Origin of the sequence: Polaromonas sp. UBA4122, from assembly GCA_002381615.1 — a bacterium.
In the GTDB taxonomy this organism is placed as follows: Bacteria; Pseudomonadota; Gammaproteobacteria; order Burkholderiales; family Burkholderiaceae_C; genus Polaromonas.
In genome coordinates this window covers 1-16283 of the sequence record DFWY01000015.1, presented here as the reverse complement: position 1 = coordinate 16283, position 16283 = coordinate 1, and the positions used below count along the sequence as shown (strand labels likewise).

Below are 16283 nucleotides of genomic sequence, written 5' to 3'. Positions count from 1 at the left end.
ATTCTTTCAAGCCCCATGGAAACATGGGGCTTTTTCATGGTGGGCCCGGAAGGGCGCACTCACTTGCAGGTGAGAGTCTTGACTCACCCGGCAAGGGGAATAAGTTGAGCGGCAAGCGGGGGCACCCACTGCGTCAACGTGTGTTGGTCCTGCCCTTACCGTTCAGCCCTGTTGGACGCCAGTCGCGCAGTGCCGCTGGCGACGTGACTGTTCCAGCCTATGCCGCACTGGCCCGCGAGAGCGATCTCTCCGGGTGCCTTGCTGACATCTTGGTGTGCAAAGTTCGCACTCGAAAATATGTCCGCGCGGTGCGCCGCTGAGCTGGGCTTGGTGCTGCTGCAGGCGGCTTTTCAACGTGGCCGGGCTTCGGTCATCGTACTGATCCTCGGGGCACCCGCTGCTTCATCTCAAGCCTTCATTAGGTCGGCCAGGTCTTGCCTGATGGAGCGGCTGTGTGGCTCTTGCGAAACTCCGACCCGGGCGAAGAAGCCGAAATCGTCCGCTGGCGTTGCCTTGGCAAGGCGCTCAAAATCACCAGACAGGTTGAGTGCTTGTTCAAACAGGGTCGGGGCGGTAGAGAAGCGGCGCCCGGCGCGGGCATACCAACGAAAAATCACTGGGGTCATCTGCGGCTGCAAATGCAAGCCTTGGTGCGTCGCCGTCAACCAGATGCGTTGCACTGCGATGCCCAGCTGAACCCAGTCCGCCAAGAGTACTGGCGGCCGTTGCGGCCGCACCAACAGATGCGCGGCGCAGCATAGCGCCGGCAGCAGGTCGAGTTCGATGCGCGGTGCCACAGTGCCCAAAAGGTAACGATTGAAGAACGCCACCCGCCCCCAACTTTGCATGACCCACTCCATCAGACGCGCCGTCGCCGGATCAACGCCGACCGCCTGCTCCGGGATGCGGTCCTTGCTGTAGCGAGCTCGCCACTCGATAACCTCTTTATGAACCGGATACGCCTCCGGGCAAGTCAGGCGCACTTTCGCACTGTCCCAAAGTAGCCCGGCCACCTTCATTCGATCCCCCAGCGACTCGAACATTTGCACGCGAAAACCTTCGCCCGCAGCGTCGATCAGCGCCTGACGCTGCTTATCCGCAAGAGTTGTGGTCTTCATCGGTCGGCGCTGTACCGTGCGCGTTTCAATGCAGGCAAAGAGCGGGTCCCGGACCAAGGTTGGGCTATGCGCCAGCCTTATGTCGTAGGTCGGGCTGCGATCATCACCCTCAGACGAAATAGACAAGCTGGTAGTCAGGCCAAAGCCGGACGCCGCAATCCGCATCGTTTCAAGCAGCGCGCCGTGGGCGATGTGGCTCGGGTGCCCATCGTAATCATAAAGAATACGGTCGCGCGTATCGGTGCCATGCACCCGGATCAGATGGTCGTCCACAATCTCGAACCGCCACGGTTGTGTGTTGTCACCACTGGGCGCCCAGCGTGCGAGGTCGAGAATACGGGCCAGCGTGTCACGGTTCACGGCTATTTCCTTGCGTTGAATTCGAGGGCACAATGCAAAATTTAACACACTGAGAGTGTCCATGACAGTCCCAATCACCTTTGGCTATGACCGCGCTTTTTCGCGCAATATTGGCTGGGTTACACAGACTGAACAGGCCAAACTCAAGAAGTCTCGCATTGCGATTGCCGGGCTGGGCGGCGTGGGGGGGGCGCACTTGCTGACGCTCGCCCGGCTCGGGATCAGTCATTTCAACATCTCCGACTTCGACGATTTCGATGTGCACAACCTGAACCGTCAGGCTGGCGCTTTCATGTCGTTTATGGGGCAGCCCAAAATCGACACGGTCGCCCGATTGGCGCTCGACATCAATCCAGAGATTGATCTGCGCCTGTTTCCACAGGGCATCAAGCCTGAAAACGTTGACGAATTTCTGCGTGATGTCGATGTGTATGTGGACGGACTGGATTTCTTTGTGCTGCCGGCGCGTCGCATGGTGTTTGCGAAATGCCGGGAAAAGGGCATTCCGGCGCTGACGGCGGCACCGCTCGGCATGGGCACCGCGTTTCTCTACTTTCGTCCTGATGGCATGAGTTTTGAGGATTACTTCAAGGTTGAGGGGCACGAGTCGCAGGAGCAATATGCCCGTTTCATTGCCGGCCTGTCGCCCGCAATGGTTCAACGTGATTACCTGGTTGCGCCCGAAGCGGTCAATTTTCAGGAGAAGAGGGGGCCGTCAACCATCATGGCCTGCGACCTGTGTGCCGGTGTGATGGGCACATCTGTCTTGAAGCTCTTGCTGGGGCGCGGCTCCATCAAGGCGGCTCCGTGGGGTATGCACTTTGACGCTTATCATCAAAAGCTTAAATTAACCTGGCGCCCTTTTGGCAATTCCAACCCGCTCCAGCAATTGCTGTTGAAGTTCATACGGCCAGTGCTGGGAATACGGGCCAATGCCCCATTTGAATAACCGTGCCAGTTCTTCATCGCCAAGCCCCCACTTAATTAATTTATCATGACTACTTCATCCGCGGATTTTATTAGACGCAATTTATGCGTCCTCAGTATCTGACTAGTCGACCCGGCGCCGGGATGGGTTTTTCTAGTTTTGCGTCGTGAGAGACGCTGATATTGTTGACGCATGAAACACATAAAAACACAAAAACACACGTCACCTTTGAGAAGTGCGCGGGGCGCTGATCGATTTGATACCGAGTTGCCGGACGAGATCGGCGGCGTTCAGGGCTTGACCCGCAACATCAGCGCCACCGGCATTTATTTTGAAACGGAATTGACGCAAGAGCCGGGTTTGCGCGTGCACTTTACGGTCGAGGTGAATGTTCGGGGTGAGAAAATAAGGCTGGTGTGCGAGGGTGAAGTGGTTCGGGAAGACCGCAACGACGGTGTGTTGGGCATTGCCGCGAAACTCGCGAGTTTTTTTGCCGATGCTGCCGAAGTCATTGACGTCCACCCGAGCTCTCTGGCTGGCATACATTAAGATAAGCCTGAATTAACTGAGCATCGACCATCGGGTTATGAAAATACTATTGACGGGGGCGGCGGGCTTCATTGGCATGACCACCGCACTGCGCATGCTAGCGCGCGGGGACGAGGTGCTTGGGCTGGACAACCTCAACGACTACTACGACGTCACCCTTAAAGAAAATCGGCTCAAGCGGCTGATGCCGAACGCAGGTTTTCGCTTCGTCAAAATGGATGTGGCTGATCGGCAGAGCATGGCCCAACTCTTTGCCGCTGAAAAATTTGATCGCGTCATTCATCTGGCCGCCCAAGCCGGTGTGCGCTACTCCCTGCAAAACCCGCATGTCTATATAGATAGCAACATCGTGGGTTTTGTCAACATCCTGGAAGGTTGCCGTTACGCACAAGTGCAACACCTGGTTTACGCGTCCAGCTCCAGCGTTTACGGTGGCAACACCAAAATGCCGTTCTCCGAACACGACAGCGTGGATCACCCGGTCAGCCTGTACGCCGCCACCAAGAAAGCCAATGAACTGATGGCACACACCTACAGTCATCTGTATGGTCTGCCCACCACCGGCCTGCGCTTCTTCACCGTCTACGGTCCCTGGGGTCGGCCCGATATGGCACTGTTCCTGTTTACCAAGGCCATTCTGGACGGGCGCCCCATTGATGTCTTCAACTATGGGCAGATGCAGCGCGACTTCACATTTGTGGACGACATCGTCGAAGGTGTCATTCGCGTGCTGGATCGCACCGCTGTACCCAACCCCGCCTACGACGCCGCCCAAGCTGACCCGGCCACCAGCAATGTGCCTTACAGGGTGTTTAACATTGGCAATAACAACCCCGTGCCCCTGCTTGATTTCATCGCGTGTATCGAAGAGGTGCTGGGTAAAAAAGCCGAAAAAAATCTGTTGCCCTTGCAAGATGGTGATGTACCTGCCACCTATGCCAATACTGATGCATTGAACGAATGGGTTGGTTTTGTACCTGGTACCTCCATTGAGCAGGGCATTGCTCGCTTTGTGGCGTGGTACCGCGACTATTACAAGGTGTAGTGTTTGATCAACCCACTGGCGCCCGCCTCACACAGATCCAATACGCGCTCGAAGCCTTCTGAGTTGCCGTAATACGGGTCGGGTACTTCGGTTTCATTCAGCCCTTCTGCAAAGTCCAGAAACAATCGCAACTTGCTCAAGTGCGCCAGCGGACACAGCCGTTGTAGTTCAGCCAAATTGCTGGCGTCCATCGCCAGAATCAGGTCGAAGTGCTGAAAATCTTGCGGAGCGATTCTGCGGGAACGAATGCGCCCCATTTCATACCCGCGGCGCGATAGCGTCACCTCGACCCTGGGGTCCGGCCGCTCGCCCAAGTGGGGGGCGTGGGTGCCTGCCGAATCCAACTTCAATTGTTGCGAAAGCCCGGCATCGGCAGCCAGCTTCTCGGCGACGGTTTGTGCCATCGGAGATCGGCAAAGATTGCCCATGCACACCATCAACAGCTTTGTCATAGCATCTGATTTTATGGCGGGCACAATCCAAGCGTGAAATAGTCGCGCCTTTCAAACAACAGATGGAGCAAATCGCGATTTGTTCTTGCTGATATGGGTAAATGCGCTATAGTGCAATTTCGCGCTAAACGTTTGGTTGCATCTTTTTTAGGGGATACGCCTTGAAAAATTTTTTTATCACTACTAAAACCGCATCGCGTTGGGCCGCACTAGGCGTGTTGGTCGGTCTGTTGCCAGCATGTGCCGGCTATTCGACCGCCTACCCGCCCGCGCCCGTTGCCGCCGCCACCCCGGATTACAACTACATTGTTGGTCCCGGTGACACACTCAACATTATTGTTTGGCGCAATCCCGAGCTTTCCTTGTCAGTTCCGGTCCGTCCTGATGGCAAAGTGTCAACGCCACTGGTGGATGAGCTCGTTGCCCAGGGCAAAACTTCTGTGGAGATTGCCCGTGACGTTGAAAAGGCGTTGAGTAAATTGGTGCGTGACCCTGTTGTGACGATTATCGTTACCAGCTTTGTTGGGCCGTACAGTGAACAAATTCGGGTCATCGGCGAGGCGGCCAAACCACAGTCCTTGCCCTACAAACAAAAAATGACCGTGCTGGACGTCATGATTGCAGTGGGTGGCTTGACGGACTTCGCCGATGGCAACGGGGCATCCATCACCCGTGCTTCAGAGGGTGACAAGCGGTATTCTGTGCGGCTCAAAGATCTCATCAAGCGAGGCGACATATCTGCGAATGTTGAGATGAAGCCTGGCGATATCCTGATCATTCCGCAAGGCTGGTTTTAAGTCCGGCGTCTTTTCTGTTTGCTGCTTCGCTTGACGAAGGTATTGCAGCGTGCGCACTCTGACCGCAAGGACCTGATCCGATGGATGAGCTGATTAACCAATTATTCACCGCTGCCAGAGGCATGTGGAAGCATCGCTGGCTGGGCCTGCTGGTGGCATGGGTGGTCACTGCTATTGGATCTGTGGTGGTGCTTTCGGTGCCTGACAAATACGAGGCATCAGCCCGTATTTTTGTTGACACGCAGTCCATTTTGAAGCCTTTGATGTCGGGCTTGGCAGTGCAGCCTAACGTCGATCAACAGGTGATGATGCTGAGTCGCACGCTCATCAGCCGCCCCAACGTTGAAAAGCTCATTCGCATGGCAGACCTTGATTTGAAAAGTCAATCCAAGAGCGCGCAGGATGCGCTGATTGATGGCCTGATGAAAACGCTTGAAATCAAGAACGTGGGCCGCGACAACCTTTATGTGCTGTCGTATCGCGATGCCAGCCCCGAGAAGGCGAAACGGGTAGTCCAGTCCCTGGTGTCAATTTTTGTTGAATCCAGCCTGGGGGACACGCGCAAGGACTCCAATACGGCCAAGCAGTTTATTGATGAGCAGATCAAGACCTACGTGACCAAGCTCGAAGAAGCTGAATCACGTTTGAAGGAATTCAAGGTCCGAAACATTGAGCTTCAAAATGCCGATGGCAACGACATGGCCGGGCAGCTCAGCGCCGTGGGCAGTCAGTTGAGCCAGGCCCGCCTTGAATTGCGTGAAGCAGAAAATGGGCGTGATGCAGCCAAGCGCCAGTTGGAAGCCGAAAAAACGCAGAACGCCGATATCACATCGCGCAGCCTCCTTCAAGAGTCAGCCATGTCGATTTCGACGCCTGAGATCGACGCGCGAATTGAGGCGCAGAAGCGTAATCTCGATATGCTGCTGCAGCGCTTTACCGAGGAACACCCCGATGTTGCCGGGGCCAGGCGTCTGATCAAAGAGCTTGAGACCCTCAAGCTCAAACAGGTACAGGAATTACGCAAAACCGCGATGGCCAACCCGGCATCGTCACCAAGCAACAGCTTGGTTTACCAGGAGCTCAATCGCCTGCTGGCCACCTCGGAGGTGCAAGTAGCCGCTCTGCGGGCCAGGGTGGGGGAGTACGAGGCGCGTTTCAATCGGGCGCGTGAGTTGATGAAAACAGCGCCGCAAATTGAGGCTGAATTAGCCCAATTGAACCGCGACTACGACATCAATAAAAAGAATTACAACGACCTTGTTGCCCGAAGAGAGTCGGCAGCGCTGTCAGGAGATCTGGACAGTGCCGCGGGCGTTGCGAACTTCCGTTTGATAGACCCGCCGCGCGCGTCGCCCCAGCCGGTGGCACCCAACCGTTTGCTGCTGCTGCCCCTCGCGTTGCTGGCCGCATTGGGTGCCGGACTTGCGGTCGCCTTTATCGCCAGTCAATTGCGTGCCGTCTTTTATGATGCGCGCTCCCTGAGGGATGCGGTGGGTTTACCGCTGCTGGGTGTTGTGACGCTGGTGATGGACGACGCGGCTGTACGACAGGAAAAATATGATTTGAAGAAGTTTCTGGGCGCTTCAGGCGGGCTGGTTGCAATTTTTATTGCCGGGATGATCGTGTTTTCCATGATGTCCGGGCGGGCGGGATGAATCAAATATGAGTAGCTTGATCGAGCAGGCGGCGCAACGCCTGGAGCAGCTTCGCCAAGCGGGTGCTGAGATGCCTGCAACGCCGCCAGTGGCTCAAACGGTTGGTGCTGCACAGAAGCCTGTGAGCGAGACTCAGCCTGCCCCTCTGTCCCGACGTGTTGAAATTGATCTGGAGGCACTTGCCGCGGCGGGCATTGTCAGCCCCCATGCGCCACGATCTCAAATTGCAGATCAATTCCGGGTGATCAAGCGGCCGCTGATCAGTAACGCCATGGGTAAAGGCGCATCTGTCATCGCCCATGGTAACCTGATCATGGTGACCAGCGCGTTAGCTGGAGAAGGCAAGACTTTTACCGCCATTAATCTAGCGATGAGCATGGCCACCGAGTTGGATTACACGGTCATGCTGGTGGACGCCGACGTGGCACGCCCCTCTGTGATGAAAGTGCTGGGGCTGCCCGAAGGCCCCGGTTTGCTCGATCTGGTGCTGGGTGAGTCCAAGGACATGTCGAGCATGCTGGTGAAAACAAACATTGACAAATTGACCATTCTGCCCACTGGAACGCCGCATGCCCGCGCCACCGAATTGCTGGCCAGTGATGCGATGATCCGGCTGTTGGATGAAATGGCTAATCGCTACCCTGACCGCATCATTGTTTTTGATTCGCCGCCGCTTCTTCTCGCTACTGAGGCGCAGGCGCTGGCTTCCCACATGGGCCAGGTGGTGGTGGTGGTGCAGGCTGGAAATACCTTGCAGTCAGAGGTTCGGCACGCGCTGGCCACCATTGATGCATGCCCCGTCAAATTTATGTTGCTTAATCAGGCAAGAACTGTTTCCAAAGGGGGGTATGCATATGGGTACGGGTATGGATATGGTCCGGACATGAGCAGCAGCAAGCCTGACTACTCTCGGCATTAATTCTAGTCATGATGTGTAGTTTGCTTTCTCTACGGGCTCTGCGAATTACGGCCTCATCAGTGCCGGCGGTAGCTAGTTTGGTTATGGCGTCGGCTGGCACTTATGCACAGGAGTCTGGCTCAGACTCGGGTCCGAAACGGGCGGTGTCGATTGTGCCGAGTGTCTCGATCACCGAGACCCTGACGGATAACGTGCGCCTGAGCAGTGTCGATAAACAGGCCGATCTGATTACCGAGATCAGTCCGGGCATCCGCATCAGCAGTGAAGGCCGTCGGCTCAAGGGCTATTTCGACTATTCTTTGAGTAAAATTGTGTACGCTCAAAATTCATCGCCCAGCCAGTTACAACAGGCGCTTAATACGTTTGGTACGCTGGAGGCGGTTGATAACTGGGCCTATCTCGATTTCAGTGGTTCCATTTCGCAGCAGGCCATCTCGGCCTTCGGCACCCAGTCAATCGGCAACACATCCATCAACGCCAATCGAGCCGAGGTTTCAAACTACCGGATCTCACCCTATGTGCGCGGTCGATTGGGCGATCTGGCCAGCTATGAGGCCCGTTACAGTCGGGCGGTCACAAATAGCGATGCGGCTGCGGGCTCAGGCGTGACAGCGGCCGATGGTGTCGTCAAAATCAGCGGCGACAGCACCTTCCGGAATCTTGGCTGGTCGGCAGATGCCAGCCGCCAAAGTATTGATTACAGTACCGGTCGCCCCACCGAAGCTGATCGTTTGATTCTTGGCTTGTCCTACGCGATCACGCCCCAATTGCGCGTGTCTGCCAACGCCGGGCGGGAAGCCAATAACTACACCAGCTTCGATAAGCAAAGCTACGGCACTGGCGGCTTCGGGGTGAACTGGTCTCCGTCCGCGATGACCACGTTGTCAGCCTCCCGGGATCACCATTCATTCGGAGACACGCACAGCCTGAATTTTGAGCACCGAACGGCACTCACCGCGTGGAAATTTACCGATTCAAAGGGTGTTTCAGCAACGCCAACCCAAACTGGAGTTGCAAGTCTCGCTATCTCCGATCTCTTGTACAGCCAGTATGTCTCTACCGAGAAAAATCCTGTCTCACGCGCGCAGTTCAATGCAACTTTGCCGCAATTTGGTATCAATTCCAACGACCCGTTCACCTTCGGATTTTTGACAGCGGCGGTGTCCTTGCAACGCCGGCAAGATTTGTCATTCGCGCTGCTCGGTGTGCGAGACACCATCACGTTTGTTGCCACGCGAAGCGAGACCAGCAGGCTAGATACTGTGTCGACAGGCATTTTTGATGACCTCACCACGTCTTCGTTGGTTCGTCAGCGCGGCTTCAGCGTCAATTACGCTCACCGTTTAACGCCCAATTATTCGCTCGGTGTTCTTGCGTCGCAGCAAAAGACCTCCGGGGTATCGAGTCTGCAAGACACCACTCTTCGCCTTATCAATGTCAGCGTCTCAGGCAAAGTTGGCAAACGGGCCGCGGCGTCTGTGGGGGTGCGCCGCGTCGTTTCCAGTAGCAGCACTGTGCCCTATGTTGAAAACGCGATTACCTGCAATTTAAATGTGCAGTTCTGACCCATGTATGAAGCTTTTTACGGGTTAAGCAGCAGGCCTTTTCAGCTCAACCCTGATCCGAGTTTTTATTTTGGCAGCAAGCAGCACCGGCGAGCCAAGGCCTACCTTGAGTATGGCGTGCAACGAAACGAAGGTTTCATTGTCATCACGGGTGAGGTTGGGGCGGGCAAGACCACCATTGTGCGAGGCCTGCTCGCCAGTCTGGACCCCGACAAGGTTGTCGCCGCCAATCTTGTCACCACGCAGTTGGATGCCGAAGACACCCTGCGCTTGGTCGGCGCTGCCTTTGGTGTGCGGGTCAAAGACGTTACCAAGGCCGAAGTGCTGATGGCGCTGGAGGCTTATCTGGTCAACCAGTCGAACCAGGGCAAACGCTGCCTGCTGATTGTCGACGAAGCGCAAAACCTCACATCTCGGGCGGTAGAAGAATTGCGCATGTTGTCGAACTTTCAGTTCGGCCAACAAGCGCTGCTGCAGACCTTTCTGGTGGGTCAGCCCGAGTTTCGTACCATTTTGCAAAGCCCCACCATGCAGCAACTCAGGCAGCGCGTTACTGCTACTTGCCATATCGGACCGCTGGATCTGGGCGAAACACAGGGCTATGTTGAACATCGTTTGAAATGTGCAGGTGCTTCTGGTCGTCCCACCTTCGATTCGGCCGCTTTCGAAGCGATTTTTAAAGCCTCCGGGGGCATCCCCCGCCGTATCAATCTAATTTGTGATCGCTTGTTGTTATTTGGCTTTCTGGGCAACAAAGCCACCTTTGGTCTTGAAGATGTCAATAAGGTGGTGAGTGAAATTCACGATGAATCGGCGGTTCCCTCCAATAAGGCAGTGGGGGAAAGATCGGCCCGGGACGATTCAGGTATTCAAAGTCTGACAACTGCCGAGTCGGTTGATATTGATCCCGCCAAATTGCGTGGAACTCCCGGCTTGGCGGGTGCTATTTCCAGTCAAATTGACGCCTTGGGTGTTGAGCAATACGACGGCCGCTTGCGGCGCCTCGAGCTAAGCATGCTTCGGCTGGAGCGAATCAGTCTCGAAATTCTCTCCATGCTGCAAAAACTTGTCTCAGCTGTCAGAAATCCTAGTCAGGAGGGCCATCCATGAACAATCAGGCGGTCATGGAAGCACCGGTTGCTGATTTGGGTCCTGTCATTTGCGTGGTGGGTGCACGGCCCAACTTCATGAAAATGGCTCCCATTCTCAGGGCGATGGCGGCACACGTTCCGCCTCTGCCCATGCTGCTGGTACACACCGGTCAGCATTACGACAAAGACATGAGCGACCGCCTGTTTGAAGATTTGCGCCTGCCACGGCCAGACATCAATCTTGGAGTCGGGTCCGGTACGCACGCCATCCAGACAGCAGAAGTCATGAGCAGGTTCGAACCTGTTGTCGATATACACAAACCTTCCTGCGTGGCGGTGGTGGGCGACGTGAATTCAACGCTGGCTTGCTCCCTGGTCGCCGTCAAAAAAGGCATTCCGGTGGTGCACATCGAGGCCGGCCTGCGTAGCTATGACCGCGCCATGCCGGAAGAAATCAACCGCATCCTCACTGACCAGATTTCTGACCGGCTCTACACCACAGAGCGCACTGCTGAAGATAACTTGGCGCGGGAGGGCATACCATCAAACCGGGTTTGTTTTGCGGGTAACGTCATGATTGACTCGGTGGTTTTTGGCCGGGCAGACGCCCGCAGCGCGAAGGATACCCTGCAAGCCAGCAATGTCGACCCGCTGGTTTTGAGTCATCCAATCGGCTATGGCGTGGTCACTCTGCATCGACCCTCCAATGTGGACCACCCCGAAACCCTGCGTGCCTTGCTGGGTGTGCTGGGTGAGGTTGCGGCTAGCTTGCCATTGGTGTTTGCCCTGCATCCCCGCACCCGCAGCAACATTGACCGTTTTGGTCTGGCGGGCCTGATTGATCCAGCGCGCATGGTGTTGTTGCCACCACAGGGATACCTTGAGATGCTGGGGTTGATGGCAGGAGCCACGGTGGTACTCACCGACTCGGGTGGTTTGCAGGAAGAAACCACGGCGCTCGGCGTGCCTTGTCTAACCCTGCGGGAAAACACCGAGCGCCCTATCACCGTTGAGCAAGGGACCAACCTCCTCGTTGGCCGCGACCGTGCTGTCATTCTTGGTGCGGTACAAGAAATCGTGGCCGGACGGGGCAAGCGTGGCCGCCTGCCTGAATTTTGGGATGGTCATGCCGCCGAACGTATCGCGGCTGATCTGTACCAATGGTTGAAACCGAAACAGGCTGCAATGGCCCTGGAATCAGACAACACATAGATCAATCGGTATGCCCTCCTCAACTATCACCAACGCGCTGACGATCGATGTTGAAGACTATTTTCAGGTATCGGCATTTGCACCGCACATTGCACGTTCCGAATGGAACACGCGTGAATGTCGCGTAGAGCGCAACGTCAACTCCATTCTTGAAATGCTGGCGTGTCGCGATACCAAGGCAACCTTTTTTACGCTGGGCTGGATTGCCGAGCGTTACCCCCAGTTGGTGCGTCAGATAGTCAAGGAGGGCCACGAACTGGCCAGCCATGGCTATGGTCACGAGCGCGCCAGCGAGCAGACCGAAGAAGCCTTTTTTGCCGATATTCATCTAGCCAAAATTGTGCTGGAAGATCTGGCGGGCAGCGAGGTCAATGGCTATCGCGCACCCAGTTTTTCGATCGGTACCGGTAACCTCTGGGCTTTTGACTGCCTGGCTCGGGCAGGCTACCGCTACAGCTCAAGCATCTACCCTATTCGGCACGACCACTATGGCATGCCGAACTCGCCCCGCTTTGCCTACGAGGTCCGTCCGGGCTTGATGGAAATCCCGATCACGACTTTGCGGGTGTTTAACCGCAACTTGCCGTCCAGCGGGGGTGGGTACTTCAGATTGTTACCTTACACCCTGTCACGCTGGATGCTCGGCCGGGTGAATGGGCATGACCGCGAGGCGGGCATCTTCTATTTTCATCCATGGGAGATTGACACCGGGCAGCCCCGCATTGCGGGTATCAGCCGCAAGACGCGCTTTCGGCATTACGTCAACATTGACCGCATGCAAGGCCGTTTGAATCAGTTGCTGGATGACTTCAAGTGGGGTCGCATGGACCACATCTTTCTGGACAGGTTGACCAAACATGTCGCGGTCGTCTGAGAATTCCATGTTGACCGTCAAGCGCCTGGCGCCTCAAGACGTCGTCACGGCAGCGCTGTGGGATGCGTTCGTTTTGGCGTGTCCCGAGGCCACTTTTTTTCATCGCGCTGGTTGGCAGAATATCGTGCGCGGTGTTTTTGGTCATGGCACCTATTTTTTGTATGCCGAGGCGGATGGCCTTATCCAGGGTGTTCTGCCGCTCGGTCATGTCAATAGCTGGCTGTTTGGCAACTCATTGACCAGTCTGCCTTTTGCCGTGTATGGCGGCGTCGCAGCGCTCAGCGCACAGGCGGCAGAAGCCCTGGAGCTTGAGGCTCAGAAAATTGCCAAACGCCTCGGCGTTGCGCACCTTGAGTTGCGCAACGTCAACCCGCGTCACACCGACTGGCTCACGCAAGACCTGTACGTCACCTTCCGCAAAGAAATCCTGGCTTCTGAAGAGGCCAACCTGCTGGCCATCCCGCGCAAGCAGCGCGCCATGGTGCGAAAAGGTATCAAAAACGGGCTGATCAGTGAAATTGACAATAACGTTGACCGCTTCTTTGCCCTTTTTGCCGACAACGTTCACCGTCACGGCACCCCGGCAATGCCGAAAAAATATTTTTTGGCATTGCAAACCGAATTTGGTCCTGACTGCGAAGTGCTCACCGTCATTGCACCCGATGGCCGCCCCTTGAGCAGTGTGCTGAGCTTTTACTTTCGCAATGAAGTCCTGCCTTATTACGCGGGCGACTTTGAGCCTGCCCGCGAACTCGCTGCCAATGACTTCAAATACTGGGAGCTCATGCGTCGCGCCTGCACCCGCGGCCTCAAGGTATTTGATTACGGCCGCAGCAAGCAGGGCACAGGTCCTTACGCATTCAAGAAAAACTGGGGCTTTGAACCCACGCCGCTGCACTACGAGTACCGCCTTTACAAGCGCGACGTCATCCCGCAAAACAACCCGTCCAATGCCAGGTACAAGTTGCTGATTGCAACGTGGCGGCGTATGCCGATTGGCCTGGCCAACTGGTTGGGACCCTTTGTCGTCAGGAATCTGGGATGAGTGTCTCAGCTATCCATCCGCCCCTACCGCTCACATTAGCGCAGCGTTGGCAGCATGAATTGCCTGCACTGCTGATGTTGCTGGCCTGGATTTTGTTTTTATACCGTGATACCGCCGAGGCGATGGTACTGACCTGGTCCCGGTCCGAGACCTTTACCCATGGTTTCCTGGTCCCGCCCATTGTGTTGTGGCTCGTCTGGCGGCAGCGGCGGGTCATTGCAGTGCAGATCCCCCAACCGACGGTTGGTGCCTTTGTGTTTATTGCGTGTGCTGCCTTTGTCTGGCTTTTGGGTGATCTGGTCGCTGTCAATGCGGTTACCCAGCTGGCTTTTGTGGCGCTGCTGGTCTTGACCGTGCCTGCTGTGCTGGGTTGGTCTGTGGCGCGGTTGATTATTTTTCCACTGGGGTTCTTGTTTTTTGCCGTGCCTGTCGGTGAGTTTTTGCTGCCCCAATTCATGGAGTGGACGGCAAATTTCACCGTACTCGCTTTGCGCCTGAGCGGTGTTCCCGTATTCCGCGAAGGCCTTAATTTTGTCATTCCCTCTGGCAACTGGTCTGTTGTTGAAGCGTGCAGTGGCGTGCGGTATTTGATTGCGTCGCTCACCGTTGGAACCCTCTTCGCCTACCTTAACTACCAATCCAACAAGCGCCGCATCCTGTTCGTGATGGCCTCGATTGTTGTCCCCGTTGTCGCCAACTGGATGCGCGCCTATATGATCGTCATGTTGGGGCACCTCTCAGGCAACAAGCTCGCGGTCGGGGTCGATCACCTGATTTACGGCTGGCTCTTTTTTGGTGTCGTTATTGTGTTGATGTTTATCATCGGAGCGCGATGGGCAGAACCTGAGAAAGCGGCGGATCTACGTGACCCTGCATCCCCGGCGCAGATGCAGGCGGTGGGGGTTGCAAAACTATGGACCACGACGGCCTGCTTTGCGGCGCTGGTGGCCTTGCCCCACATCGCACTCTGGGCTCTTGACCGGGGCGCGGGCGCTGACCCTATCCCGTTCGCTGTGCCAACGACGCTGGCCCCAGGCTGGCAAGTTGTTCGTCCGGGTGTGGCTGACTTCAAACCGGCTTTCCAGAACCCAGCGGCCGAAATCAACAACAGCTACGCAAGTCAGGGCAGCGCCGTGGGACTGTATCTGGGCTATTACCGCAATCAGACTTACGAGCGCAAATTGGTCAGTTCCAACAATGTGCTGGTTGTCAGCAAAGACCCCCAATGGGCTCAGGTGACCAGCGGCAGCAGAAGGGTCACTTTCGGTGACAAACAGCTTGCTGTGCGCACGGCAGAACTGCGTGGAGCTGCCACTGAACACATCAATGCAGGTCGCCTGGTGGTGTGGCAGCTCTATTGGATAAACGGCACGCTGACAGCCAGCGATTACCTTGCCAAGGCTTATGGTGCGTACGACCGGTTGATGGGGCGTGGTGATGACTCTGCCGTCATCATTGTCTACACCCGTAAAGACCAGTCGGGAGGGGCCGAAGCGGTGTTGGAATCCTTTTTGTCGACCAACTACGTGGCTATTAACGCGCTGTTGCAGAATGCGCGGCCCAAAAAGTAATAAACAAATAGGCACTTCTATGAACGCAAAATCCTGTCATGTCATTTAAATGGATGTCATCCCGGCGAAGGCTGGGATCCAGTGCTTTATAAGTGGTTGATCTGCAAGAACTTTATTGTTTACGGCCTTCGCCGGAATGACAAATTTATAGCAGCGCCCTATAGAGGTAGGCAAGTCTTTTGCGTGCATGTTAACTTAATGGAAACCTTGGGGGTCTCAAAATGAGTGTAGTTGCCGTGATCGGTTTGGGTTATGTGGGTTTGCCTCTGGTGGTGGAGTTTGGCAAACACTTTCGCACCATCGGGTTTGACATCGCCATGTCCAAGGTTGAGTCATGCCTCAAAGGCGTTGACCCCTCCCGTGAACTGTCAGACGATGAAATGCGGTCTTCACCCCACGCGATGTACACGGCAGACCCCAGTATGCTGGCCGAGGCAGACATCATCATCGTGGCCGTACCCACACCGGTAGACAACGCCCATATTCCTGATTTTCGTCCGCTCATCGGCTCCAGCATCAGTGTCGGTCGCCACATGAAAAAAGGTGCCATCGTGGTCTATGAATCCACCGTTTACCCGGGCGCCACCGAAGAGGTTTGCATTCCCGTGCTGGAGAGGGAGTCCGGCCTGAAGTGGAAGCAGGATTTTTTTGTAGGCTATTCACCTGAGCGAATCAATCCCGGCGACAAAGAGCACACCCTCACCAAAATCCTCAAAATCGTGTCGGGTGACACGCCTGAGACGCTGGATAAGGTCGCCAAGCTGTACGAGACCATCATCCTGCCCGGCGTCCATCGCGCATCGAGTATCAAGGCCGCGGAGGCTGCCAAGGTGATCGAGAACACGCAGCGTGATTTGAATATCTCCCTGATGAACGAGCTGTCCATCATCTTCGACAAGCTCGGCATCGACACCGCCGAGGTGCTCGCAGCCGCTGCTACCAAATGGAATTTTCTTAAATTCAAGCCCGGCCTGGTGGGTGGTCATTGCATTGGCGTTGACCCCTACTACCTGACCCACAAGGCCGAGATGCTGGGCTATACCCCGCAAGTTATTTTGGCTGGCCGCCGCATCAATGACGGCATGGGCAAGTTCATTGCCGA

At 55.8% G+C, this 16283-nt stretch carries 15 protein-coding genes; 13 read left to right on the top strand and 2 right to left on the bottom strand.

Annotated elements, in window-relative coordinates; genetic code table 11:
• Positions 1-407: 407 nt before the first annotated feature.
• Positions 408-1478, bottom strand: a complete 1071-nt coding sequence (locus B3F77_RS02270; protein WP_293603384.1) for a nitroreductase family protein — start codon at positions 1476-1478, stop codon at positions 408-410.
• A gap of 61 nt (positions 1479-1539) precedes the next feature.
• Here B3F77_RS02270 and B3F77_RS02265 point away from each other — a divergent pair, with 61 nt between their 5' ends.
• From B3F77_RS02265 to B3F77_RS02255, 3 genes are all read left to right on the top strand, one after another.
• Entirely contained in the window at positions 1540-2427 is an 888-nt protein-coding gene (locus B3F77_RS02265; protein WP_293603383.1) for a ThiF family adenylyltransferase, read from the top strand.
• A 171-nt stretch (positions 2428-2598) separates the two neighbouring features.
• Positions 2599-2955, top strand: a complete 357-nt coding sequence (locus B3F77_RS02260) for a PilZ domain-containing protein (protein ID WP_293603382.1) — start codon at positions 2599-2601, stop codon at positions 2953-2955.
• 37 nt (positions 2956-2992) lie between these two features.
• Positions 2993-4000, top strand: coding sequence for an NAD-dependent epimerase (locus B3F77_RS02255; RefSeq protein ID WP_293603381.1), 1008 nt, complete (start codon positions 2993-2995; stop codon positions 3998-4000).
• Here B3F77_RS02255 and B3F77_RS02250 read toward each other — a convergent pair.
• On the bottom strand, positions 3988-4452 hold the full coding sequence (locus B3F77_RS02250; RefSeq protein WP_293603380.1) for a low molecular weight protein-tyrosine-phosphatase: 465 nt from the start codon (positions 4450-4452) through the stop codon (positions 3988-3990). The genes B3F77_RS02255 and B3F77_RS02250 overlap by 13 nt on opposite strands.
• 227 nt (positions 4453-4679) lie before the next feature.
• Here B3F77_RS02250 and B3F77_RS02245 point away from each other — a divergent pair, with 227 nt between their 5' ends.
• From B3F77_RS02245 to B3F77_RS02200, 10 genes are all read left to right on the top strand, one after another.
• A complete protein-coding gene (locus tag B3F77_RS02245; protein ID WP_293603393.1) occupies positions 4680-5249 on the top strand; it encodes an XrtA/PEP-CTERM system exopolysaccharide export protein in 570 nt (189 codons plus the stop codon).
• Positions 5250-5329: 80 nt separating this feature from the next.
• Positions 5330-6904, top strand: a complete 1575-nt coding sequence (locus tag B3F77_RS02240) for an XrtA system polysaccharide chain length determinant (protein ID WP_293603379.1) — start codon at positions 5330-5332, stop codon at positions 6902-6904.
• 7 nt (positions 6905-6911) lie between these two features.
• Positions 6912-7823: an XrtA-associated tyrosine autokinase gene (locus tag B3F77_RS02235; RefSeq protein ID WP_293603378.1), complete on the top strand. Its 912-nt coding sequence runs from the start codon at positions 6912-6914 to the stop codon at positions 7821-7823.
• A 143-nt stretch (positions 7824-7966) separates the two neighbouring features.
• Positions 7967-9388: a TIGR03016 family PEP-CTERM system-associated outer membrane protein gene (locus B3F77_RS02230; RefSeq protein WP_293603377.1), complete on the top strand. Its 1422-nt coding sequence runs from the start codon at positions 7967-7969 to the stop codon at positions 9386-9388.
• Between the two features lie 3 nt (positions 9389-9391).
• A complete protein-coding gene (locus B3F77_RS02225) occupies positions 9392-10498 on the top strand; it encodes an XrtA/PEP-CTERM system-associated ATPase (RefSeq protein ID WP_293603376.1) in 1107 nt (368 codons plus the stop codon).
• Complete coding sequence (wecB, locus tag B3F77_RS02220; RefSeq protein ID WP_293603375.1) at positions 10495-11691, top strand: non-hydrolyzing UDP-N-acetylglucosamine 2-epimerase; 1197 nt, start codon at positions 10495-10497, stop codon at positions 11689-11691. The genes B3F77_RS02225 and wecB overlap by 4 nt, the downstream gene beginning before the upstream one ends.
• A 10-nt stretch (positions 11692-11701) precedes the next feature.
• Complete coding sequence (locus tag B3F77_RS02215; RefSeq protein ID WP_293603374.1) at positions 11702-12565, top strand: XrtA system polysaccharide deacetylase; 864 nt, start codon at positions 11702-11704, stop codon at positions 12563-12565.
• A gap of 7 nt (positions 12566-12572) precedes the next feature.
• Positions 12573-13610: a FemAB family XrtA/PEP-CTERM system-associated protein gene (locus tag B3F77_RS02210; protein ID WP_293603373.1), complete on the top strand. Its 1038-nt coding sequence runs from the start codon at positions 12573-12575 to the stop codon at positions 13608-13610.
• A complete protein-coding gene (gene xrtA / locus B3F77_RS02205) occupies positions 13544-15181 on the top strand; it encodes an exosortase A (RefSeq protein WP_293603372.1) in 1638 nt (545 codons plus the stop codon). The genes B3F77_RS02210 and xrtA overlap by 67 nt, the downstream gene beginning before the upstream one ends.
• Before the next feature lie 221 nt (positions 15182-15402).
• Positions 15403-16283: nucleotide sugar dehydrogenase (locus tag B3F77_RS02200; protein WP_293603371.1), on the top strand; the 881-nt coding region annotated here is incomplete at its 3' end.